Source organism: Okeania sp., from assembly GCF_035285525.1.
Lineage (GTDB): Bacteria > Cyanobacteriota > Cyanobacteriia > Cyanobacteriales > Microcoleaceae > Trichodesmium.
In genome coordinates, this window is sequence record NZ_JAYKGW010000182.1 from 38,099 (window position 1) to 61,705 (window position 23,607).

Genomic DNA, 23,607 nt, shown 5'->3' on the forward strand with positions numbered 1-23,607 from the left:
ACCTAAGGAAAATAATTAACAATTTATTGTTTTGAATAATTGGTTGGGTTAAGCAACAGCAGAACCCAATAACAAACTTATATCTGTTAAGTTTCATTTCTTAAGCAAACCAACAAAATTTCAATATTTTTTTATTTAAGAGTAAATTAGTATAACAATGGGGTGTAAAACTATGGCTGCCAAAGATGTTTTTCATAATGCTGTCGAAAATGCCTTAATTAAAGAAAATTGGATTATTACTGATGATCATCTTTTTTTAGAATTTGGTGGAGTCGATATGTATGTCGATCTGGGTGCTGAAAAACTTGTTGGTGCAGAAAAAGATGGGAAAAAAATTGCTGTATAAATTAAAAGTTTCATTCAAAAATCAATAACTTATGAATTTCATACAGCATTAGGTCAGTATTTAAATTACCGTTTTATTCTTAACCAAAAAGACTCGGAACGAATTTTATATTTAGCTGTTCCTGAAGACACTTATAAAAGTTTTTTTTAGGTTACTATTTACTCAGGGAGTTATTGCAGAACAACGTCTTAAAATAATTATTTATAATATAGAGCAGGAGGTAATTATAGAATGGAAAAATTAGACAAATACAGAAATTATATTGAGCAAATAATTAAAAAATACGGACAATATAAACCATCTTATGGAGAGGTAGAAGTACAAACAATTTTCGACCGGAAAAGCGACCATTATCAACTTTTAAATGTCGGTTGGGATGGCAATGAAAGAATTCGAGGTTGTGTTTTACAAATAGATATTAAAAATGAAAAAATCTGGATACAACATGATGGAACAGAAATTGGTATTGCTGGTGAATTAGTAGATTTAGGAGTTCCATCATCAGATATTGTTCTGGCTTTTCATGCACCTTATAAACGAAAATATACAGGTTTTGCTGTAGAATAAATTAGGGAATTTGAAAGTCAAAAGTCAAAAATTAAAAGCAATATTATATAGCTATAAAAGATGATTCCTGAAAAAAACCGTAGGGGTTTGGTCTCCAAACCCATTTACTTTTTCCACCAGAAAATTATTTAATGGATTAGACATCTCCAAAAATGCAAAATCAAATCAATTCTTATCCATAAATTATCAATTCTTTCTTCCTGTTCCCACCTTCTGTGTTCCCTGTTCCCTCTTTTCTAGAGATGTCTATTGGGAGAAGATTCAGGAGCAGAAAATGATAACTGCACAAACTTTTCTAGAAAACTAAAACCATAATCTACTTGTTTAATAGACCTATCATTTCCATTTTCCCAATCTTGATTTTCTTTAGCAACTGAAGCGAGAAAAAGAATCACATCTTTTTGTTTAAAACTTATCGAAGCTGCTACCTTTTCCCAATCCATTCCCAAAATAAAAATTAAATTCTAGTCATCAGAAATGATCATATTTAGACCTGGCAATAAATCAGCAAATTTACCCAATTCGCAACGATCGAGGTCATCAATAAAAACATAGATTTTCTCATTTTTTCCTACATAAACACCAACAATTTTAGAAAAATATTCGTGAAACTTTTCAATAAAAGCAGCTTCCTTTTCATAATCAGAAAACTTTTGATCGTCTGATAGCTGACAGCTAAGAACTAATAGCTGAATGGGAGCGCGTTCCGCAGGAAATGCTGATAATTAATAGGGAGTAAAAGCCGACAACTATTGTCGTTAATAAAAATAGCAGAACTACTTATCAAATCAATAAAAGTATTCAATATCACTTGATAAATTTTATGTTATAATAAATATAAATATTTTTACTCATAAGGATGAAATGTGATGGCAGAAAATCAACGGGATTTTACTGTTGCTATTCGAGCATATAATGCAGCAGATCGTTTACCTGATATAATAGATAAACTCAAAATTCAAGAAGGAACAGAAAAGATAAATTGGGAGATTGTTATAGTTGATAATAATAGCAAGGACAATACAGCTCAAATAATCGCTAATTATCAATCTAATTGGCAAGAAAAGTTTCCTCTCAAATATTTCCTAGAAACTCGACAAGGAGCATCTATTGCTAGAAAAACCGCAATGGAAAAAGCCCAAGGTTATTATGTCGGTTTTTTAGATGATGATAATTTACCTGCTCCTGACTGGGTAGTTCAAGCTTATAATTTTGGTAAATCACATCCTCAAGCTGGTGCTTATGGAGGACAAATTCATGGAGAATTTGAAGTTGAACCACCTCATAACTTTAAGAAAATAGCTCCTTATTTGGCAATTATTGAACGAGGAGATCAACCATTTTCTTATAATGAACATAAGAAAAAAGTTTTGCCACCAGGAGCTGGTATTGTTATCTGTAAAAAAGCATGGTTAGAAAATGTTCCTAAAAGTTTATTACTCACAGGGCCTTCTGGAAAATCTTTAGCACTTAAGGGAGAAGATTTAGAAATTTTATCTCATATACAAAATGGAGGATGGGAAATTTGGTACAACCCTAATATGCACCTCTATCATCAGATACCTTCTTGGAGGTTAGAACGAAATTATTTAGTATCCTTAGCAAGTAATTCAGGGTTACACAGACATCATATTAGAATGATCAGATTGAAATTTTGGCAGAAACCTTTAGGGTTTTTGGCTTATTTAGTTAATGATTCTTACAAGGCTCTATTGTACTTTATTAAAAATTATAGTTTGCTAAAAACTGATACAGTTATTGCTTGTGAAATGGGACTATTATTAAGTATTTTAGTAAGTCCATTTTATCTATGGAGAGTACAGTTATTGAGAAAAATTTAACCTATTTGCCTAGATAGATAGTCGAGAGGATGAACTAATTAATGAAAGAAAAAATCAAATTAGTAGTACCAGAGTCGGGAATAGAATTTCTAAAGTCAATATCAGATCGGATTAGAAAAAACACTTTGAGTTTGTTTGTGAAGTCAAAATTTTTGAGTTCTCTACACTATGTTTTGTTATCAAATAAGTTTGGTAGAGAACATCAAGGTGTTATTTATGGTCAATTAAAATATGATGAAGACCTCAAATCTAGTCTAGAAAGTCAATATTTATTAAGGCGTAATATTCATCGTCTTGAGAAAGGAATTATTATGAAGAATAGACGTGATGTTTTCGCTCTTGATTATATAGAAGAAACAGTGAAATGTTACGAATATGCTGTTGTTAATAACAAACAAGAAATTTCTCAATCAGATGAATTACAATGGGCGAGAGATGTTTTATCAAATTACTTTGATATTGTTAGTTCCCATCCAGTTATTGATAAAGTAAAAACTACTTTCTTAGCTCTTAATACCAAATCAAAAGATGAAAAAAAACGCATTCCTTATAAACGAGAATTAACTAATCCACCTCCGGTATCTTATGAAAATTTATTAGAGCTTTCACACAGACGTAGATCGGTGAGATGGTATTTGCAAAAAACTGTTCCACGAAATTTAATAGATCAAGCTATTTTAATAGCAGCACAATCTCCCAGCGCATGTAATCGCCAACCTTTTGAATTTAGAATCTTTGATGAACCAGAATTGGTTAAAAAAGTTTCATCAATACCAATGGGAACTAGAGGATTTAACCATAATTTCCCTGTTATTGTTGTAGTAGTTGGTAAACTTAGAGCATATTTTGATGAAAGAGATCGCCATGTAATATACATAGATGGATCGCTAGCCTCTATGTCATTCATGTACGCTTTAGAAACATTAGGACTTAGCTCTTGTCCAATTAATTGGCCTGATATAGAAGAGTCAGAGAAGAAAATGACTTCTTGTCTTAATTTAGAGCCAGATGAGCGGGTAATTATGCTTATTTCTGTTGGCTATCCCGATCCTGATGGAATGGTTCCCTATTCTCAGAAAAAAGAACTCGATTTACTAAGGAGGTATAACTAATATGATATTTGAAATTCAAGGTGTAGATTTTATCAATAAAGGTGGGGAATTAATGACTCATGCTGTTGTGCAGCATTTTGATTCTTCAGAAAAAAAGGATATTGTCGCAGCTCATTTAAGAATGGGAACTTTTGAACAAAGGGAAAAAACTTCATTATATCATTTAACGTGGGCTTATGTTGAGAAATTTCCTCAAGCTGGTTCTTTAATAAATAATCTGAGTAGTTTTTTGCCTCAAAAATTACGTCGTTCCTTCAAGTTAATTACTGCCAAAGAAGTTCAAGCTATATTGGATGCTTCTGGTTTTACTTATGGGGATCAGCAGGGAGCCAGAATGATAGAAATAATGGCAAATAGAATTAAGACCCGGAAAAAAGAAGGCAAAAAGATTATATTATTACCTCAAGCTTTTGGACCATTTAAGTCGAAGCGTGTTAGGGAAGCTTTTTTGGAAATATTAGAAAACGCAGACTTAGTATTTGCTAGAGATGAAATTTCTTATCAGTATCTTCAGGAAATTCAGGGTTTAGTGAAAAATTGCCCGCCGATAAAAATATCACCTGATTTTACTAACTTAGTTAAAGGTAAAGTACCTGAATATTTTGATAAAAAGTTGCGTAGGGGTTGTATTGTTCCTAATTATAGAATGGTACAAAGAACTACTAAAGAGATTAAAGAAAAATATATATCTTTTTTGGCTTTGTGTGTTAAATATCTCATCAAGAAAGAAATAGAGCCATTTGTTTTAATTCACGAAACCAAAACAGATTATGAACTAGCTTTACAACTACAAACTCAAGTGGGGCGATCGCTAGAAATAATTCAAGAACAATCACCTTTATATATTAAAGGTATATTAGGTAATTCTTTTATAGTTATTGGTTCTAGATTCCATAGTTTAGTTAGTACCCTTTCTCAAGCGGTTCCTTGTCTAGGTACAGGATGGAGTCATAAATATCAAATGCTCTTTGATGACTACAACTGTTCAGAATGTTTAATATCTCCTGCCGATCCAGAGGAAAAAGTATACAATGCTTTGGATATTATAGTAGAAGAACCAAGTCGTTCAGATATTATTAATCGGTTGAATGTAGCAAGTCAAGAGCAGAAAAAACTAACCTCTGAGATGTGGCAGGAAGTTGAGCAATTTCTACAATATAAATAAAAATAAATATTGTTGAAAATGTGACTCATAAAAATAGACTTCTCTGATAATTAATCTTAAACTCTTGAATTGTCTCGGTAAAAATTTAGTTTTTTGGAGATGTCTAGTACATTGGTCGATTCTTTTCAATGGCCATATTAGGAGCTAGACACTGTAATGAAATCATTAGGTTGAATTAGACATTACAGTTGCCTAACCTCTTTGATTAATTCCATCCAAGGGGCTTACCTATTCCACACCTTCCAATAATAGGCTGAAGATTCCAATATATAGGTTCCACTTCAGTGCTATCGAACTTTGTTTTCATAACACAAACTCCGATGACTCCAAGATCCATAGCATCTGCAAACTCAGATCGTTTACTGAGAATATTCCATGCATCACGCATATCAGATGACCATGATATATCGTCAAAAATGACTACAGAATTAGGGTTCAGAAATGGTAGTAGTCTATTAAAATAATGTATTGTAGCTGTTTTTTCATGGTGGCCGTCAATATAGGCAAGGTCAATCTTAGAGTCTAATGATGGTAGTTCAGAGTCGATTGCTTCATCAAACAGAGCGTTTATTACCTTGACATTTTTTATAGACTTGAGGCTTTCCTGGGCAATTTTTGCTAAAGCCTCAGATCCTTCTACTGTTATAAATTTTTTCAGGTTAGGAGCTGAAGACAGATAGATTCCTGAAATACCAGCACAAGCTCCTAATTCAATTCCCACTGAAGACTCAAACTCTCTTGCTATTAGATAAAGTGCAGTCCCCCATGTCTTGTTTTTTCCAGTCTTTGCAATATCTCTCATTGTGAACTCTAAGACCTTACCTGTTTGCGGGCGTGCATCAATGCTGGAATCATTACCTGAGCTTCCCGGCTTCGGAGAATAATATATTTCTATTCTCTTATCACCCTGACTCGCAATTTCTCTTCGCCTATCTTCGGCAAGCTTTGCTACAGCAGCGGTATTTTCGTCTACAGTCCTAGTTACCAAATAATTCAACACAGGTCTCATTTGTTTCGGCAAGCCAGTTGAAATAAGCCTAGAAACTCTTTTTATTCTGAAACCACGCATAATGGCAGAGTCGAATATTGCATTAGCTAACTTTCTGATCATAATAATTATTTTTTAAAATTTTAGATTATTATAAGCCACATTCCACACTTCAATTTTTACCATGAAAATTAGCATGAAAAACAGTAGTTTGTTAGATATCTATTACTTTAAACTTCAAAAAGCATGAGTGAATAACTAACAACTGGATAACTAACAACTGGATAACTAACTTAAACATACCTTGTTAGATTTACCCGATAACGTTCTTTTTTAGTAATAGCAACTTCCCCTACTTCTAACCTCCCTTTTCCGCGAATGGCAATTAAATCTCCCGATTTAACTTGATAACTTGCCTGACTAATTTCTTTCCAATTAACTCTTACATCTCCCCCATCAATTAAGTCTACCATTTTACTCCGAGACATTCCAAAACCTGCGGAAGCAACTGCATCTAATCTCATCGAAGCTTCTACAGTTGTTAACTCTTTCTTTTTCGGTTCTCTTATTCTTAATTCACTCAATTCTATGGGTTTAATTTTAACAGGAACCGACCGAACTTGTTGAAAATTCATTTCTAAATATTCTACCAGTTCAGGAATTACTATTGCCTGGGCACCTCGTTCTCCTAAAACAATAATATCCCCCGTTTTTTCTCTAACGATTCCTGTTCCTAACATCGAACCTAAAAAGTCTCGGTGAGTAGCAGTATCGAACAGAAAATTTCCCTCAATATTAATAGCTTGTAATTCCACACTTCGTATATCAATAGGTAAATCAGAACGAGCGATCGCTAATCTTTTTCGTTCAGCTTGAGGATAACCACCCCATGAAATTATTTCTACTTCAGTTAACTTTTTAAATATTGTTTCTGACTCAAATATTTCTGGTGGAGATAAAAAATCACTTTGAGTAATTTCCCAAGTTTTAATAGCTTGTTCAGCTAAGTCTATTATTCTGGTAATAGTATCGCGATTTTCGATTCCTTTAAGTAATTCTTCTTTTGGTAACATAATTTTTTATAAGTAAAAAGGAAGAAGGAAGAAGGAAGAAGGAAGTTAAGAGGAAAGAAGTAAGAGGAAAGAATAAATCAATTAAAGATGTGGAAAAGAGGCAGTATATTTGTCGTGCAGGCATCTTGCCGACGATGGATGTACTTTACCAAAGTAGAATCTGCTGTAGGATTTTTATGAACCTTTTTGTATCAAAATTCAGAGTTTGATTTTTTCTATAAAACTGCCTCCATAACAGTAAGCATTTCACAAGAAATGCTTCAAAAATAGCAAACCATATCTAAATCTAAAAATAGCTTTAAATAAATATCATCTTTAAAATCAGGTTTGATAGTAAGATTAAATTTACCTCAACTAATAAAGCTATTTAGAACTAAAATAAATAGCTGATTGCTGTTTGTGCAGCATTGCGCAAGAAATGTTGACTGCTGAATACTTTACTACAATATCCTCTTAAATTATAAACTTTTTACTTCCATAAAAATTATTGTCAAATCAAAATTTTCAGTAATCATAAATCTCACTTTTAACTTCTTCCTTCTTCCTTCTAACTTTCCGGTGCGGAATATCCTTGAATATTTTCTGGTTTAAACTGATATAAAGTCCGAGTCGCTAAACGAGTCAAAGCCTCCGAACCTTTCACCACAATTAAATACTTACCCGCCCTCAAACGATTACGATAAGGTAAAGCATCACCACTACCAATAATCAAACCCACTCCACCACCAACAAAAGTACCACCCATAGCACCAGAAATAGCACCCAATATACCCCCAATAAAATGATTACCAAATTCCCCTGCCCAAGCAAAAGTATTCAACCCAGTAATCAGACTAAAAGTAAGACCAGCAGCAAAACCAAAAGGTACGAGCCAAGTAATCATCTGTAGCGTTTGTTTACGGGCCTGCTCATTAGGATCGATGAGGCCATATTCATCAGCAGATTGATAACCCCGGCCCAATATAGCCACTTGTTCCATAGGCAAACTCTCTTTTTCTAAAGCAGAATAAGCAGCCTCAGCTTGAATACGGTCTGATAATACAGCGACAAGATAGTTCATAGAAATTAATCAAAGCAATCTAAAATATTTCTGACAATAGATATAAATTATAGGCCCATACTGGTACTCTGAAGGGTATAGTTGTTATCTAAGGCACAAAAAAATTAAACTGAAGCCAAAGTTTCAGTAACAAAAACAACCAAATAACCCAATTATTTCCATAATTACCTATGCCAAAAGTTCTTGTATCAGATTCAATCGATCAGAGTGGAATAGAAATTCTCTCCCAAGTAGCTCAGGTAGATGTCAAAACAGGTCTACCTCCAGAAGAATTAGTGAAAATCATACCAGAGTACGATGCTTTAATGATTCGCTCTGGTACTAAAGTTACCAAAGAAATAATAGAAGCTGCCGATCGACTACAAATTATTGGTCGTGCTGGAGTAGGGGTAGATAACGTAGATATACCAGCAGCCACCCGTAAAGGTATTGTGGTAGTTAACTCTCCAGAAGGAAATACTATTGCTGCAGCAGAACACGCTCTGGCGATGATGTTATCTATGTCTCGCCATATTCCAGAAGCTAATCAGTCAGTTGTGGATGGCAAATGGGACCGCAAAAAATTTATCGGGGTAGAAGTCTACAAAAAAACTCTTGGTGTTGTTGGCTTAGGTAAAATCGGTTCCCATGTGGCTAAGGTGGCTAAAGCTATGGGTATGAAAATATTAGCTTACGATCCATTTATCTCGGCAGAAAGGGCAGAACAGTTGGGTTGTAGTTTGGTAGATATGGAATTATTAGTCAAGGAATCTGATTATATCACTCTCCATATACCTAAAACTAAAGAAACTTATCATTCTCTGAATGCGGAAACTTTTGCTAAAATGAAGCCTACAGCTAGAATTATTAATTGTGCTAGAGGTGGAATTATTGATGAAGCTGCTTTAGCTGATGCTTTAAAAGAAGGAAAAATTGCTGGAGCTGCTTTAGATGTTTATGAAAATGAACCTCTAGAAGCTGAGTCTTCCCTCCGAGAGTTGGGACAAAAAATTGTGATGACTCCTCATTTGGGTGCTTCTACTGCTGAAGCTCAAGTTAATGTGGCAGTAGATGTGGCCGAACAGATTCGAGATGTATTATTAGGGTTGCCTGCTAGATCGGCAGTAAATATTCCTGGAATGTATCCAGATACACTGAAAAAATTGAAGCCTTATTTATCTTTAGCGGAAACTCTGGGTAATTTGGTGAGTCAGTTAGCGGGTGGACGGATTGATTCTCTGGATGTTCGTCTTCAAGGAGATTTGGCCTCTGGAGATAGTAAACCTGTAGTAGTGGCTGCTTTGAAAGGATTACTTTCCCAAGCTTTGCGAGAGCGAGTTAATTATGTGAATGCTTCTATTGAAGCGAAGGAACGAGGTATTCGTGTTGTGGAAATTAAAGATGATTCAGTACGAGATTATACTGGTTCATTGCAGCTAGAAGCAAAGGGTTCTCTGGGAAACCATGTTGTAAGAGGTGCTTTGTTGGGAGAGGATGAGATTAGGATTACTAATATTGATGGTTTCCCGATTAATGTTCCTCCTAGTCCATATATGTTGTTGACTCTCCACCGAGATATGCCAGGAATTATTGGTAAAATTGGTTCGCTGTTGGGCAGTTTCAATGTTAATATTGCTAGTATGCAGGTAGGTCGGAAAATTGTTCGGGGTGAAGCAGTAATGGTATTAAGTGTTGACGATCCATTACCTGAAGAAATATTAACTGAAATTGTTAAAGAACCAGGTATTAGAGATGCTTATAAAGTTGCTCTTTAGGTTTTTCAGTTAAGTTTTCCCTCTTAAGTGAAAATGATAAGTCGCCAAGGATTAAAATCCTTGGCTGATAGCTTAAGTCATCTGAAAGATGACTAAGTTAACTTTTTACTGATATAGCGCTTTAGGTAACAGGCAACAGGGAACAGGTATGGAGGAAGAATGAATAGCCTATAATATAAGGTTTTTAGCTATTAGATACCTCCGGCAATTTGTAAATATTAAGTGCGCACATTGCTATAACTAAAAGCTGATAGCTGAAAATGATAACTTGCCAAGGATTAAAGTTTTAGCTGATAGCTAAAGTTAACTTTGAAAATGATAACTAAAAGCTGATAGCTAAAAATGATAACTTGCCAAAGATTAAAATTTTGGCTGATAGCTAAAATCATCTGAAAGATGACTAAGTTAACTTTGAAAATGATAACTAAAAGCTGATAACTAATAGCTTAAATAACTGATAACTGAAATGACATATAACTGGTGGGAAATTAGAGTCTTATGTGACCAAAATCTGGAGGAAGTCATCTTCTGGCGTTTGGATACTTTTGGTTGCCGGGGGACTGCAAGTCAGGTTAAAGGTAATGATTGTTTGGTATTGGGTTATTTACCAGAACACCAAACTCAATTGTTGGATTTGTCAGCTCTGGCTTTAAATTTGCGTCAAGATGCTCTCTGTATGAGTTTACCTGTTCCAGTAATGGATTGGAGTTTAATCGAAGAAGAAGATTGGGCAAGTAGTTGGAAGCAATATTGGCAACCTCAAGAAATTGGCGATCGCTTTCTAATTAATCCTGCTTGGTTAGCTTTACCAGAGAAGTCAGATAGAATAATTTTGCGTTTAGATCCAGGAGCAGCTTTTGGTACTGGTACTCATCCTACTACAGAATTATGTTTAGAGTCATTAGAAATGCGTTTGGGTTTGGAACCTAATTCTCAAGCTACAATTGCTGATATTGGTTGTGGTAGTGGTATTTTGTCTATTGGAGCAGCATTATTAGGAGTAGGTCAAATTTATGCTGTAGATATTGATGCTTTGGCGATTAGATCGACTATTAATAATGGCAAATTAAATCAAATAGGGGGAGAAAAATTAATTGTTGAACAAGGAGATATTGAGAATTTAATTAAAATGGTTTCTCAACCTGTAGATGGTATTGTTTGCAATATTTTGGCTGAAGTTATTATTGATATAATTCCGCGTTTTGAGGCGATCGCTAAACCGACAACTTGGGGAATTATTAGTGGAATTTTATTGGAACAAGCTAAATCAACTGCTGATACTTTAGAACAAAATGGTTGGGTTGTAGCTACTCTTTGGAAACGAGGAGAATGGTGTTGTTTTAATATTCGGCGGTCTTAAAAGAAAGAAGGAAGAAGGCAGCTATGCTGAGGGCAGAAGGAAAGAAAAGGTTAGGAGGAAGAATTTTTTTTGATCACTGATGATTAGGACATGATATACAGCGCTTTTGGTTATTATGAGGTACACCCAAGCGAGCTTTCCAGCCCGTAGTACAAACTTTATGATGAATATTTGTACCTACCTCATAACGCGCAGAATTTGCCGTAAATTCTAACTACTCCCTAGTCTCTAATTTAAAGATAAAAGTAAATATAACCACCTAAATAAAATATATTTACTAAAATTATTAATCCCTTTCCTAAAACAGAATTAATTTCGGGAAATACCCTTAAAGTTGCTAACAAAACTAACAGAATTTCTACAAAAGCAACAATTGAACTATAATGGTTGGGATTCCAATAAGAAATAGGGCTAATAAATCTATAATTACTAAAAGGGAAAAAGTGTCGATGAGCATCATTATTATGTACTGGAAAATCTAGTAGAGAATGCCATACCAAACTAATACAAAATACTTGCATAATTTGCCAACCCAAATAGTAAGAAATTAGTAATCCAATCATAGCTAAAGGAATAGAATGAAAGGTAGCAATAACATCTTGAACTAATGGTTGATAATATGCTTCTGACCAGATTTTTGCCTTTGGTAAATGAGCAATAAATTTTGCCCAAAAGTAGAAAATAAAGATAGGAATATCCGGTAAAGTTCCACCAATTACAATAGCAAGATTAGCTTGTGGTAATTGAGGTTTAGTCAGAAGTGTTAGATTTATAATGGCATGACTTGGTGTATTCATTTCAGTTCTGTTATTAGTTATCAGCTTTTACAGTTCCCGAAAAATCAGTGAACAGTTATCAGTTATCAGTTATCAGCTTTTTTAGTGAACAGTTATCAGTGCCTACCGCTAAAGTATTCGGGTTTAAATAGTATAGCTAATTTTATTTACAGCGGTTTTCATTTCAGTAAACCACAGTAGGGACGTTGCATAACAAAAATGCGAACGTCCCTACAAGATTTTGGTGATGATGATGTGGTTAATTCATTTGAAAAGCGCTGTAAGGGATTTACGCAAACTCACTCAGAAACCCGGTTTCTATAACAAACCGGGTTTCTTTGCGTAAACCTTTAGATATTAACTGGAATCAGGCAAAGGTACTATATATAGAGTTAAAAAACTATTGCGTAACAGTTTTAAGCGCTATATGTAGCTTCACTACCTATAACAAACCGGGTTTCTTTGCGTAAACCTTTAGATATTAACTGGAATCAGGCAAAGGTACTATGATATAGAGTTAAAAAACTATTGCGTAACAGTTTTAAGCGCTATATGTAGTTTCACTACCTAATATTATGTTCGGATAATCACTGACAATAAAATCCGCAGCGACTGGAACTCCTTGAAAGGAAGCCATCTCATCGGTTTGAAATATTTCTTCCATCTATATCCTAATCATAACTATTTAACCGAACATAATATCAGGACTTACGCAAAGGTACTATATGTAGAGTGAAAAAACTATTGTACAATAGTTTTAACCACTATATCTAGTGTCTCTCCGTAAGTCCTAATAATATAAGTCCTGAGATATTAACATAAATTCATGGTAATCTTTGAGGCTTAGTATTTCCTTGATGAATATTTTCTTATAATTAATAGATATAGTTCATTTTAAGCAGTAAAATAAACATTGAAAATGGTTTTACAAATACAACCTACTAAATCAGAACCAACCGTAACTTGGACGGCACTGCCAGAAGATTATATATTACCAGATGACCCCGTGGAAAATATTCAGCAACCACTCCTAGCAGCAGCACTAACTGAGGCTTTAACTGTGGCAAAATTGACTCAACCCCAAATGTTAATTGGTTCCAATTTTGGATTAGTAGCTACAGTCAACGACAACATAATAGTTAAAGCTCCTGATTGGTTTTATGTTCCTGAAGTGGAACCTGTGGATGAGGGAGTGATTCGTCGTAGCTACACTCCTAACTTACAAGGGAAACCTGTAGCTATAGTTATGGAGTTTCTTTCTCACAAAGAAAATGACGAACTGTCAGGATGTTCGACTCTCCCTTATGGGAAGCTTTATTTTTACGAGCAAATTCTCAAAGTACCTACTTATGTAATTTATAATCCTTATAAGCAAAGTATAGAAGTGCGTAGGTTAGAGTCGGGAAAGTATAAGTTAGAGTCACCTAATGAGAAGGAACATTTTTGGATACCAGAATTAGAGCTATTCCTGGGAATATGGAAAGGAGAAAGACTAGGACAAAATATTAACTGGTTAAGATGGTGGGACAAGTCGGAGAATTTGTTGTTGTGGAGTGAGGAAAAAAATAAACAGGCAGAGCAACGAGTTGAACAGGAAAAGCAACGTGCTGACCTGGAAAAGCAACGTGCTGAAAGGTTAGTTGCTAAGTTACGAGACTTGGGTATAGACCCTGATTCATTATAATTAGGACTTACGCATTTAACTCTTGAAGCTGGCAAATTTTAGTTCATCAATCCAGTTTCTGCCTAGTTCACCTTAAACATTAAAATAAACATTGAAAATGGTTTTACAAAATGATTAGTCTGAAGTTCCCCTATAGAAATATATAGGAGAAATCCAATCATAAGTTAATGTAGCGATCGCCTACCAAAAAAAAGACGGTTATAGATAATTTATGTTATGTGCAACTTTTTCAAATTTATGAGATTTATTTAACTGTTTTCCTAAATCTTTCCTAAATCTAATATTGACTAATTTATGATGAGTTTCTGCTTTCCCATTCTGATAAAGCTATATCAATTAAATCATCTATAGATTTAGATTTAATAGATTTCCCTATGATTTTTTCATACATTTCTAAATATCCTTCAATTTCATAATATTTTGTTTCACCTCTATAACTATAGCGACTGGGAATTTTATATGCTAATGCTGTCTTCCAATCTTCAGTTAAAATTAAAATTTTAATGTTTTTTAGATAGTTTGATTTTCTATATGGTAAATAACAAAACATTTGTAAACTAGAGAAACTTTTTGGAAATTGAAATGCTGCTCAAAGTTTGTGTGGTGGTTTACAAAGTTCACCGTCTTTCCTTTTTTTAAACGTAAGTAATAGTAACATTGGTGCTTTTTTCTCCAAGAGATTTGTGAAACTTCAGAATTTTTTATCGTAGCTTTAAGAAAATATTTTGTGTTTCAATACTTTTATTTTCTAAGATTTTTAAAAGTGATTTAGGCGGTTCAGATATGGTAATTAAATCTGGTTTGGGTTGATGGGCAAGAATAATTTTTTCTTGAGGATCAGGAATCTTAATTTGTGAGAATGAATTTTCTTCTGTATTCTTTAGAATAAAGTTAAGCTGGTTTTCTGATTCAAGAATTTCAAATATAAAAAATTCAAACAAGAGTTGATGATGTTTTCTATCAATAAAGTTATGTCTGTGAAAAGAAGGAGCGATCGCTATTAAATGAACTCGTTTTCGATAATCTATATCTGTAGCTAATGGTTTTTTATTTAATAAATTATCATAGTAACGAGTGAGTTGTTGAACCACATAACTATCTTCAATATTTTTCAATTCTATTATTGCTAGTTGTCTTTCTTCAGATATTGCTAAAATATCAGATTTTTCTCTATTAATAGGATATTGGCGTTTCAGTGGATTTAATTTTAATAAAATCTGCAAATTTTCCCAAACAAAGTTTTCTAAATCTTCTTCACTTTCAAATTCCCATTTATCTTCTGTTTTTTCAGCATGATGTATAAGATGTTCCTGATTGCTCAAAATTTACTGTCGTTTTTGCCACTCTTATAAAGCTATATCAAAAAAGGTTTCTATAGAATTATAGTAATTGTTTTTCCTGTTAATTTTTCGTACATTTTTAAATATTCATCTATTTTATATGAGCTAAGATATAAGATTAATTTTGAGTTTTTTCTATGTCTATGTAGATAAAGATCGGTTTTTCCTATTAAACAATTAAAAATTATTTGATTGCCATCATTTTTAGAAAAAGGTAGACATAAATAAAATTGTAGGTGTTCATCTAGACTCGCACAAAGTTTATTTATACTCTTACAAACAAAGTTTACCTTTCCCATTTTTTTTGCCATAGAGAATAATTGTGCTTTTACTTTCTTCTCCAATTATTTCATCGAATCTAAGAATTGTTTCTCTAAATTTTAAGACTTTACTTTTGCGTTCTTAACTACAATTTTCTAAGCCACTACTTAAGTTTTTTGGAAGCTTAGGTAAAGTTGTATTAGATATTTTTTCAGGATTAATTACATATTCTTCAGAAAGAGGAATTTTTAACTTCACTAATATCTGACTATCAATATTTTTCAAATAGAAATAAACTTCATTTCCCTCTTGAACAATCTCAAATAGCCAAAACTATAAATTCAGCTTACTATATTTTAAATCAATGAAATTATGTTTGTGAAAAGAAGGAGCGATCGCTACTAACCGCACCGACTTTTGATAATCTAATTTCTCGGAAAAAGGCTTTTATATTAAGATATTTTGATAATACCGATTAAGCTGCTGAACCACATATCGGTCTTCAGTATTTTTCAACTCTAATCTTGCTAATTTCCCTACTTCCAATATTGCTAAAATATCACACCATTCCCCCATCATAATATGCTGAGGTTTCAGAGGTTCTAAATTAAAGAGATGAGACAAATTTTCCCAGACAAAATCTTCTAAAGCTGCCTCACTTTCAAATTACCATTTGTTTTCTGTCTTTTTCAGCATTTAACAACTATCTAAAAATTTTACTGTCTTAGTTACACTGTAGTGAAATTATAACTTGTTTCAGTTGTCACAGTAATTTACCTCAAATACTGACATTAAATTTTAATTTACTTGTTACACTTGTATCTCATACTTTATGAAATTTACAAGATATGATAGGATTTTCTTCTGAGTTATTCAGTAGTTAGGCAAAGGTAATATATTTAGAGTGCAAAAACTAGATCGTTATAGTTTCAAAATCTATATATATGATATTTACCTAAGTTCAGTTATTTAGCTCAGGAGTTAGGCAAAGGTAATATATTTAGAGTGCAAAAACTAGATCGTTATAGTTTCAAAATCTATATATATGATATTTATCTAAGTTCAGTTATTTAGATCGGGAGTTAGGCAAAGCAAACAAGAAACCGGGTTTGTTACCGTGATATTTTTGTTGAAATCACGAAATTTCCGTAAAGAAAACCGATTTCTGCGTAATTCCTAAAACAATCAAGTCAATTATTTCCCCTGACCAAAAAATCAGGGCATGTGCCTCGCTTTTTCATCCCCTTAAAAAGCGGTCGTCAGCGGAGCTTCCCCAAGGCTGAGATGGATGGGTTCCTTAACCATATCCAATCGACCAAGAGAAATATTTAACTTCAGTATTTCAAACCTCCGAGTTTAGTTGGAAGTTCACTCTCTACTGATAACTGATAACTGATAACTGAAATAACTCCCTATTCCGTTTTTCCAAGGATAATTAACAGTGCCGAATACTTCTCTATGGATTACAGGGCCGACTCTTAGTGGCAAAACAAATCGGTTAATACAAGAATTTCACTTCAGGGGTCAACAAATTCAATCTCCCCTAAATCAAGTTGTTCCCACAGGGGAGCAACAAAACTTTAGAAGCGATCGCTACAATCAAACTGAACCCCAAATATTAATCTTAGCTGCTAATGCAGAGAACCGGATGAACTTAATAGATCGAATTTCAGAGGCGACATCAGAACAATACCCCTATCGCTCAACTACTCCGTTAGGTTTTTTTGAAGATGAAGTCATCTTATTCTGGCCGTTGCTAATCCAAGCTTTAGATTTGAGGGGGCAATTTCCTTTGCGATTACGTCCTGAAACAGAGCAGGAACTTGCTAGCAGATTTTGGCGTCCTCAAATGGATAAACTACAACAACCTGGAGTCAATCAAGAACGGATGATACGTCGAACCCTAGATTTATTTCAGTTAGCTGCTTTCAGTTGTACTCCCACAGAAGAAATTGGAGTAATTTTACAAGAAGGATGGGAAGAAGTAGAAACTGATACAACTAGCGATGGAGGGAACTTCTATAATAATATAGTTGAATTACTTCAAGAGTGGCGAGATTGGTGTTGTCAAAGAGGTTTGCTAACTTATGGAATAATTACTGAGTTGTACTGGCGATATTTATTGCCAAACTCTACCTATCAGCAATATTTAATTAATCGTTATCCCTTTGTGTTAGCGGATGATGTGGATGAATATCCAGCTATAACTTATCATTTGTTCGACTTTTTGTTAGATAATGGAACCTCTGGTGTTTTCACTTATAATCCTGATGGTAGTATTAGACTGGGTTTGGGAGCAGATCCAGAATGTTTAGCACAACTACAGAAACGCTGCCAAATAGAAACCTTAGAGCCAGCTTATAATTTAGCACAAGAAATAGGGGAACCTATTGTAGAATTTATCGTCGATAACAATTTCAATAATCCTATTTATCAACTTCCAGGATTTTTTCAATCCATAGAAACTAGATCGCGAGCAGATTTATTACGAGAAACAGCAGACATGATCGTTAAAGAAGTAAAACTGGGTATAGTAAAACCTGATGAAATAGCAATAATAGCTCCTGGTTTAGATGCGATCGCTCGTTATAGTTTGATTTCTATTCTTAACTATGGTGGCATTGCTGTGGAATCTCTTAAAGAAAAACGTCCTCTAGTTACTTATCCGATGATTCGAGCATTATTGAGTATTTTAACTCTAGTTTATCCTGGTTTAGGTCGCCTCGTAGATCGTGATGCTGTGGCAGAAATGCTGGTGGTATTAAGTCAGAGGTCGATTAGTAAACGAACTAAAAAAGATGAAAAAGATGGTCAGGAAAATTTACAAAAGACTAATGATATTGATCCAGTGCGAGCAGGTTTATTAGCAGATAACTGCTTTTATCCAGATATTAAAAATCCACATTTACTACCCATAGAGACTTTTTCTCGATGGGATAGGGTAGGATATCGAGCAACTCGAATTTATAATCGAATTTTAGAATGGATAGAAAAACAGCGATCGCAATACCAACAACGTCAACTACCAAGTCCTATCTTTTTACTGGATAGAGCAATTCAAAAATTTTTTACTTCTAGTTATCTTTCTTTTGCTCAGTTATCAGCACTACGGGAGTTAATGGAAACAGCAACTCACTATTGGGAAGTAGAACGCAGACTGAAACAAAATTCCCAATTTCTCTTACCTGAAAAAATGAGTGATGACCCAGTGGAAGAAGATTTATCCTCCAATACGGTAGAAAAATTTATCCAATTCTTACGGAGAGGAGTTGTCGGTGCCAACCCATATCCAGTTTCTGCAATAAATTCCCCACCCGCAGTTACTTTGGCGACCATTTTTCAATACCGAGCTAGTCGCAAATATCATAAATGGCAATTTTGGTTAGATGTTGGCTCTCCTCTCTGGTTAAGTGGAGGTACTACTACTCTTTATGGAGCGCCATTATTTTTACAAGACCAATTAGGAAAATGTTGGACTATTGAAAATACTCAAGAATCTAACCGGGAAAGATTGCGACGAATTTTGTTAGATTTATTAAGTCGTGTAGCTTATCCTGATTCTAGTTTAGTTAATGGAGCAAATGAACATCGAATTTACCTTTGTCATAGCGATTTGGCTGTCAATGGACAGGAACAAACAGGGCCACTTTTACCTCTAGTTTACGGTTCTATGTCTGATACTGTTTAGTTGGACAATTCAGAATAAATACTTATTAGGGAGTAGGGAGTAGGGAGTAGGGAGTAGGGAGTAGGTAGGGACGTTCCATGCAACGTCCGTACAGAGTCAATAGGAATCAGGAGTTGTAGAGAACCTACACGGTTCCCGATAAATCAGAAAAATTGTCCTTTGACTTGAGTGCCCCAATATAACCAAAATACTCACTTTTTTACCCAAAAGAGGCGAAAATCTGGTACTTTTATGGTTCCCGGATCGATCGCGACTAAAAAAGGCTAAAAGCATTAATATGTAAAGCTTTTAGATTTATTCAGCCAGCCCTAATTATTCCTAGAACTTTGTACTGTCTAGTAAGGAATAATTAAACAGGACTTACCCATGATGAACGAGTTTTAGACATTTGAGATTGCTATCCTGACGGACTGCGACCCATTCATGTCGCGGAGCGAAACGCTGTCGCTCGTATCGGACAAAATTGCGTTGCCCGTGCGTAAGTCCTGATTAAAAACTAACTATTTGCTTACTATAAAAAAAGTTATTTGTCAATAAATACCCCAAACAAATTTAGATAATATTTTTAAAAGGAGAAAAAGAATGGCAGGAGCCGGAGTAATTACAAATGTTCAAATAGTTACAGCCGAAATCAATGGCGTTCTCATACAAGGTTTCATTAACGATCAAGGTGAGTTTGAGCCATTACAACCAATACCAACAGCAACACCAGAACCCACAACAACAGATACAACAGATACAACAGATACAACAGATACAACAGATACACCAGATACAGAAGTTATCCAAGTCAGAGATGATAATGGCAACCTTATTGGTCTGATTATTGACGGTACTCTTGAGCTATTGCCAACACCATCACCAACACCAACACCAACCACTGAACCACTACCACCACCAATAGCTGTAGATGACGAAGTGATAACTAATCAAAGCCAACAGGTCAGTTTTAATGTGCTAGAAAATGACATCGATCCTACAGCAAATGCCTTATCTATAATCAACGTCAGCATACCAACAAATGGCTCGTTAGTTCAAAATGGCACAGGTACAGGTACTTTCACTTATACTCCTAGACAATTTTTTATTGGAGCGGACAGCTTTAGTTATGAGGTAAGTAATGGAGCCACAAGTTCACTAGGGACAGTTAATATTAAGGTTGTGAATGAAGGAGCACCTACGAGAGTTGAAGGATTATTTCAAGGTACTTTTGAGAATGAATTTTTAATTGGTGGTAGTCAAGCAGATGCGATCTTCGGATTAGGGGGTGATGATACAATATTTGGTGAAACTGGGAGTGATGAAATTAGGGGAAATGAAGGTAATGATTGTTTGAACGGGGGTCGTGGCAATGATACAGTTGTAGGAAACCCAGGAAATGATAATGTTCGTGGGGGGAAAGATGATGATCTGGTTTTAGGAGAAGATGGTAATGATATTTTGTTCGGCGATCGCGATAATGATACTGTAAGTGGAGGAGATGGTAGAGATACGGTATATGGTGGTAAAGATAATGATAATGTTTCTGGTGATGCCGGAAATGATTTTGTTTCTGGTGATGCTGGAGATGATTTTGTTTCTGGTGGAGATGGTAACGATACTGTTCTTGGTGCTGATGGTAATGATTTTGTTTCTGGTGGAACAGGAGATGATTCTGTTGGCGGTGGATTAGGTATTGATACTTTATTTGGAGATGGGGGAAGTGATACTATTTTGGGTGAAGAAGGGAATGATCAGATATCTGGTGGTTTGGGTAATGATTCTATCCTTGGTGGTTTAGGAGCAGATGTAATTAGTGGTAATGAAGATAATGATTCCATATTTGGAGGTGAAGGTGACGATCTGGTTTTAGGAGATTCGGGTAATGATACTATAGAGGGTGGAGAGGGTAATGACCTAGTTCAAGGAAATTCTGGTAATGACTCTTTATCAGGAGGTTTAGGTGTCGATACTATGATTGGTGGTGAGGGTAATGATACATTTTTTATTAGTTCTGAAAATGGTGGGTTGGAAATTTTTGAGGCAGATGTTATTTCTGACTTTAATGCTAGTACGGATTTAATTCGTTTAGGAGGTGGTCTAGGGTTTAATGATTTAGTGATTTTCCAAAGTCCTAATGAGGCAAGTCGTGATACCATAATTCAGAATGGTTCTGATGGTCCTTTCCTTGCTATCTTGGTAGGAGTTGAAAGTAGCACTATTAATTCTGGTAATTTTATTGCTACTGGCGGATTCCCAGACCCGGTAGACCCGGTAGACCCGGTAGACCCCGTAGACCCCGTAGACCCGGTAGACCCGGTAGACCCCGTAGACCCGGTAGACCCCGTAGACCCCGTAGACCCGGTAGACCCCGTAGACCCGGTAGACCCGGTAGACCCCGTAGACCCGGTAGACCCCGTAGACCCCGTAGACCCCGTAGACCTTATTCCCAACCTTCCACCTAGCGCAGAAAATGATGAAGTATTAACTAGCCAAAATACATCCGTAGAGTTCGATGTTTTAGCCAACGATTCCGATCTTAATGAGCAACCATTAACAGTAACAAGCTTTGGTTCAGTTACCAACGGACAATTAGTACAGACAAGCAATGGCATATTGAAATACACTCCCAATCCTAACTTTGTTGGTATTGAGAGTTTCAGTTATAGTATTAGTGATGGGGATGGAGGAACTGACACTGCTATTGTGACAATTGAAATTAACGAACCACCACAGTTAGTCAACAATACAGGTATAGTAGTACAAAAAGGTTCAGATTTAGAATCAGGTCTAGCATTCATTCGTAATAATAATTTGCAAACATCAGATAATGACAATACTCCCGCCGAGTTAACTTACACACTTGTAACTGTTCCAGAATTTGGTGAACTCAGAATAGGAGACGGTCTGCGGTTACGACAGGGAGACACTTTCTCTCAACAAAACATTAACGATAGCTTACTACAATTTACTCCTGATAAGACAGACGCCAGTGACTCTTTCAGTTATACGGTTTCCGATCCTGCTGGTGGTCAAGTTCCTGTAACTTCATTCAGCATTGGTATTGTAGATAATACCAAGATATTAACTGCTGAAGCTGATAACTTTAATGGTGGTGTGATGAGCGATAATATTTTAGGGTTAGAAGGAGACGATATCATTAATGGTCGCGATGGCAAGGACTATATTAGTGGTGATGAAGGAAATGATTCTATTCTTGGAGGAGCTGGTGATGACTGTCTATCTGGAGGTTCTCAACAAGATACTATCAGAGCAGGAGACGATAGCGATCTCATATTTGGTGGTGACAGTAACGATCAACTGTTTGGGGATGGGGAAGATGACCGTCTTTTCGGCGAAGCAGGTAATGATTACTTGGAAGGAGGAGATGGTAACGATAGTATTGCTGGAGGAGATGGTGACGACTCTGTTGCGGGTGGAGGTGGTCAAGATAGTATAGCTGGTGATGCGGGTAATGATACTATTCGTGGTGGTGCTGATAACGACTCTATCATTGGAGGGGAAGGTAATGATTTCATAGATGGTGGTGCTAATAACGATACTATTATTGGTGGTAATGGAGTAGACACTATTTCCGGTGGTTCAGAAAACGACTCAATCTTCGGAAATGACGGTAACGACTCGATAGTTGGTGATGATGGTAATGATACTATAAATGCTGGTTCTGGTCAGGACATTGTTTTTGGTGACATAGGAGATGATTTTATTCAAGGCGGTGAGAACAATGATGATATTGATGGTGGTGCTGGTAATGATACGATAGCTGGAGGTCTTGGTTCAGATAGGTTAACAGGTAGTGGGGGAAATGATTTCTTCTTTTATGAAGTCGCTGACCAAGGTGTTGATGTCATTGTTGATTTTGACAGCGAAGGAGGTGATGATACATTCCTATTTAGAGCTGCTAATTTCGGGAATGTAACTAATGATGGTTTTTCTAGTGTAATTGTCCAAGATGAAAATGTTGGTTCTACAGGTTTGAGTATTGCTGATGCAGAGTTAATTATTTTTGAAGGTAAGTTTGATGATGTACAAGCAGTTAATGTTGGCTTAAATGTCCAAAATGGATCGGGTGATCGCCCTGGTTTCTTTGTTTACCTCAATAGTCCAACTAACAAATATGTTCTTGGTTATGATACTAATTTAGCAGATGATACTTTGCCTGCTTTTGAGTTGGGTATCCTTCAATCTGTTTCACCAGAGTCAGACCAAATTTCAACTGTTATTGAGGCGGATGATTTTAGATTTATATAAGTAACTGGAGAGTACAAAGTTATCCTAAAAAATTATTTGTTTTCAAGGGTTAAAGTATTACTGGTAAAGGCTTACCGCACCTACAGTTCTCAGTAGAAAGTTTCTAACTTTTAAATGGCTGAAATCCTTAGCTAGCAATACTTATTCCTAGAACTTTGCACTGTCCAGTAAGTAAGAAGGAATAAGGAATAAGGAATAAGGAATAAGGAGAAAACACATCAGCTCAAACCACCAAGGAATTTATGCCTTAGCTCCAAGCTAAAGTTCAAGGAACTAATTTCACTTTCCACAAATCCGTTGAAGAAACCGGATTTGTTCTCAGCTAGAGAGCGATCGCTCTA

Annotated in this window: 17 protein-coding genes and 1 pseudogene; 10 read left to right on the forward strand and 8 right to left on the reverse strand. The window is 35.3% G+C overall.

All coding sequences use genetic code 11. The features are described 5' to 3' along the window. The first annotated feature begins 172 nt into the window (after positions 1 to 172). A pseudogene (locus VKJ25_RS17820) lies at positions 173 to 496 on the forward strand (XisH family protein). Positions 497 to 577: 81 nt separating this feature from the next. Beyond that, on the forward strand, positions 578 to 913 hold the full coding sequence (locus VKJ25_RS17825; protein ID WP_324237981.1) for a XisI protein: 336 nt from the start codon (positions 578 to 580) through the stop codon (positions 911 to 913). A gap of 236 nt (positions 914 to 1,149) precedes the next feature. Here the strand turns inward: VKJ25_RS17825 and VKJ25_RS17830 are convergent, their stop codons facing one another. Further along, the gene (locus VKJ25_RS17830; protein ID WP_324237982.1) at positions 1,150 to 1,356 is read right to left on the reverse strand and encodes a hypothetical protein; all 207 of its coding nucleotides are present in this window, start codon (positions 1,354 to 1,356) and stop codon (positions 1,150 to 1,152) included. A 426-nt stretch (positions 1,357 to 1,782) separates the two neighbouring features. Here VKJ25_RS17830 and hpsE point away from each other — a divergent pair, with 426 nt between their 5' ends. The 3 genes from hpsE to VKJ25_RS17845 are packed head-to-tail and all read left to right on the forward strand — an operon-like array spanning position 1,783 to position 5,031. Beyond that, positions 1,783 to 2,754, forward strand: a complete 972-nt coding sequence (hpsE, locus tag VKJ25_RS17835) for a hormogonium polysaccharide biosynthesis glycosyltransferase HpsE (protein ID WP_324237983.1) — start codon at positions 1,783 to 1,785, stop codon at positions 2,752 to 2,754. Between the two features lie 41 nt (positions 2,755 to 2,795). Next, positions 2,796 to 3,866, forward strand: coding sequence for a nitroreductase family protein (locus VKJ25_RS17840; protein ID WP_324237984.1), 1,071 nt, complete (start codon positions 2,796 to 2,798; stop codon positions 3,864 to 3,866). A 1-nt stretch (position 3,867) separates the two neighbouring features. Then, positions 3,868 to 5,031: a polysaccharide pyruvyl transferase family protein gene (locus VKJ25_RS17845; RefSeq protein ID WP_324237985.1), complete on the forward strand. Its 1,164-nt coding sequence runs from the start codon at positions 3,868 to 3,870 to the stop codon at positions 5,029 to 5,031. 205 nt (positions 5,032 to 5,236) lie between these two features. Here the strand turns inward: VKJ25_RS17845 and VKJ25_RS17850 are convergent, their stop codons facing one another. From VKJ25_RS17850 to VKJ25_RS17860, 3 genes are all read right to left on the reverse strand, one after another. Then, positions 5,237 to 6,142 carry an O-methyltransferase gene (locus tag VKJ25_RS17850; protein WP_324237986.1) on the reverse strand — a complete coding sequence of 302 codons (906 nt, stop codon included), beginning with the start codon at positions 6,140 to 6,142 and terminating at the stop codon, positions 5,237 to 5,239. Positions 6,143 to 6,312: 170 nt separating this feature from the next. Next, positions 6,313 to 7,092 carry a photosystem II electron transport protein, Sll1252 family gene (locus VKJ25_RS17855; protein ID WP_324237987.1) on the reverse strand — a complete coding sequence of 260 codons (780 nt, stop codon included), beginning with the start codon at positions 7,090 to 7,092 and terminating at the stop codon, positions 6,313 to 6,315. Positions 7,093 to 7,639: 547 nt separating this feature from the next. Then, positions 7,640 to 8,152 carry a hypothetical protein gene (locus VKJ25_RS17860; protein ID WP_324237988.1) on the reverse strand — a complete coding sequence of 171 codons (513 nt, stop codon included), beginning with the start codon at positions 8,150 to 8,152 and terminating at the stop codon, positions 7,640 to 7,642. 170 nt (positions 8,153 to 8,322) lie between these two features. Here VKJ25_RS17860 and serA point away from each other — a divergent pair, with 170 nt between their 5' ends. Both serA and prmA read left to right on the forward strand, forming a co-directional pair. After that, the gene (serA, locus tag VKJ25_RS17865; RefSeq protein WP_324237989.1) at positions 8,323 to 9,906 is read left to right on the forward strand and encodes a phosphoglycerate dehydrogenase; all 1,584 of its coding nucleotides are present in this window, start codon (positions 8,323 to 8,325) and stop codon (positions 9,904 to 9,906) included. Positions 9,907 to 10,372: 466 nt separating this feature from the next. Beyond that, positions 10,373 to 11,266, forward strand: a complete 894-nt coding sequence (gene prmA, locus VKJ25_RS17870) for a 50S ribosomal protein L11 methyltransferase (protein ID WP_324237990.1) — start codon at positions 10,373 to 10,375, stop codon at positions 11,264 to 11,266. 233 nt (positions 11,267 to 11,499) lie between these two features. Here the strand turns inward: prmA and VKJ25_RS17875 are convergent, their stop codons facing one another. After that, positions 11,500 to 12,063, reverse strand: coding sequence for a hypothetical protein (locus VKJ25_RS17875; protein ID WP_324237991.1), 564 nt, complete (start codon positions 12,061 to 12,063; stop codon positions 11,500 to 11,502). An 898-nt stretch (positions 12,064 to 12,961) separates the two neighbouring features. Between VKJ25_RS17875 and VKJ25_RS17880 the strand changes: the two genes are divergently transcribed. Continuing rightward, positions 12,962 to 13,726, forward strand: coding sequence for a Uma2 family endonuclease (locus VKJ25_RS17880; protein WP_324237992.1), 765 nt, complete (start codon positions 12,962 to 12,964; stop codon positions 13,724 to 13,726). Positions 13,727 to 14,018: 292 nt separating this feature from the next. Here the strand turns inward: VKJ25_RS17880 and VKJ25_RS17885 are convergent, their stop codons facing one another. The 3 genes from VKJ25_RS17885 to VKJ25_RS17895 all read right to left on the reverse strand — a co-directional run bounded on the left by VKJ25_RS17885 (position 14,019) and on the right by VKJ25_RS17895 (position 15,951). After that, positions 14,019 to 14,276, reverse strand: a complete 258-nt coding sequence (locus VKJ25_RS17885) for a hypothetical protein (protein ID WP_324237993.1) — start codon at positions 14,274 to 14,276, stop codon at positions 14,019 to 14,021. Between the two features lie 151 nt (positions 14,277 to 14,427). Next, a complete protein-coding gene (locus tag VKJ25_RS17890; RefSeq protein WP_324237994.1) occupies positions 14,428 to 15,048 on the reverse strand; it encodes an endonuclease NucS domain-containing protein in 621 nt (206 codons plus the stop codon). A 726-nt stretch (positions 15,049 to 15,774) separates the two neighbouring features. Further along, positions 15,775 to 15,951 carry a hypothetical protein gene (locus VKJ25_RS17895; protein WP_324237995.1) on the reverse strand — a complete coding sequence of 59 codons (177 nt, stop codon included), beginning with the start codon at positions 15,949 to 15,951 and terminating at the stop codon, positions 15,775 to 15,777. A gap of 817 nt (positions 15,952 to 16,768) precedes the next feature. Between VKJ25_RS17895 and VKJ25_RS17900 the strand changes: the two genes are divergently transcribed. Beyond that, positions 16,769 to 19,015, forward strand: coding sequence for a recombinase family protein (locus VKJ25_RS17900; protein WP_324237996.1), 2,247 nt, complete (start codon positions 16,769 to 16,771; stop codon positions 19,013 to 19,015). A 582-nt stretch (positions 19,016 to 19,597) separates the two neighbouring features. Next, a complete protein-coding gene (locus VKJ25_RS17905) occupies positions 19,598 to 23,266 on the forward strand; it encodes an Ig-like domain-containing protein (protein WP_324237997.1) in 3,669 nt (1,222 codons plus the stop codon). The last annotated feature ends 341 nt before the right edge of the window (positions 23,267 to 23,607 follow it).

Bases quoted from the DNA above. Each gene is read 5' to 3' on its own strand.
- VKJ25_RS17885 (WP_324237993.1), bottom strand. From the start codon at position 14,276: ATGTTTTGTTATTTACCATATAGAAAATCAAACTATCTAAAAAACATT.
- VKJ25_RS17825 (WP_324237981.1), top strand. From the start codon at position 578: ATGGAAAAATTAGACAAATACAGAAATTATATTGAGCAAATAATTAAA.
- hpsE (WP_324237983.1), top strand. From the start codon at position 1,783: ATGGCAGAAAATCAACGGGATTTTACTGTTGCTATTCGAGCATATAAT.
- VKJ25_RS17840 (WP_324237984.1), top strand. From the start codon at position 2,796: ATGAAAGAAAAAATCAAATTAGTAGTACCAGAGTCGGGAATAGAATTT.
- VKJ25_RS17860 (WP_324237988.1), bottom strand. From the start codon at position 8,152: ATGAACTATCTTGTCGCTGTATTATCAGACCGTATTCAAGCTGAGGCT.
- VKJ25_RS17845 (WP_324237985.1), top strand. From the start codon at position 3,868: ATGATATTTGAAATTCAAGGTGTAGATTTTATCAATAAAGGTGGGGAA.
- VKJ25_RS17880 (WP_324237992.1), top strand. From the start codon at position 12,962: ATGGTTTTACAAATACAACCTACTAAATCAGAACCAACCGTAACTTGG.
- VKJ25_RS17830 (WP_324237982.1), bottom strand. From the start codon at position 1,356: ATGGATTGGGAAAAGGTAGCAGCTTCGATAAGTTTTAAACAAAAAGAT.
- serA (WP_324237989.1), top strand. From the start codon at position 8,323: ATGCCAAAAGTTCTTGTATCAGATTCAATCGATCAGAGTGGAATAGAA.
- VKJ25_RS17875 (WP_324237991.1), bottom strand. From the start codon at position 12,063: ATGAATACACCAAGTCATGCCATTATAAATCTAACACTTCTGACTAAA.
- VKJ25_RS17905 (WP_324237997.1), top strand. From the start codon at position 19,598: ATGGCAGGAGCCGGAGTAATTACAAATGTTCAAATAGTTACAGCCGAA.
- VKJ25_RS17850 (WP_324237986.1), bottom strand. From the start codon at position 6,142: ATGATCAGAAAGTTAGCTAATGCAATATTCGACTCTGCCATTATGCGT.
- VKJ25_RS17855 (WP_324237987.1), bottom strand. From the start codon at position 7,092: ATGTTACCAAAAGAAGAATTACTTAAAGGAATCGAAAATCGCGATACT.
- prmA (WP_324237990.1), top strand. From the start codon at position 10,373: ATGACATATAACTGGTGGGAAATTAGAGTCTTATGTGACCAAAATCTG.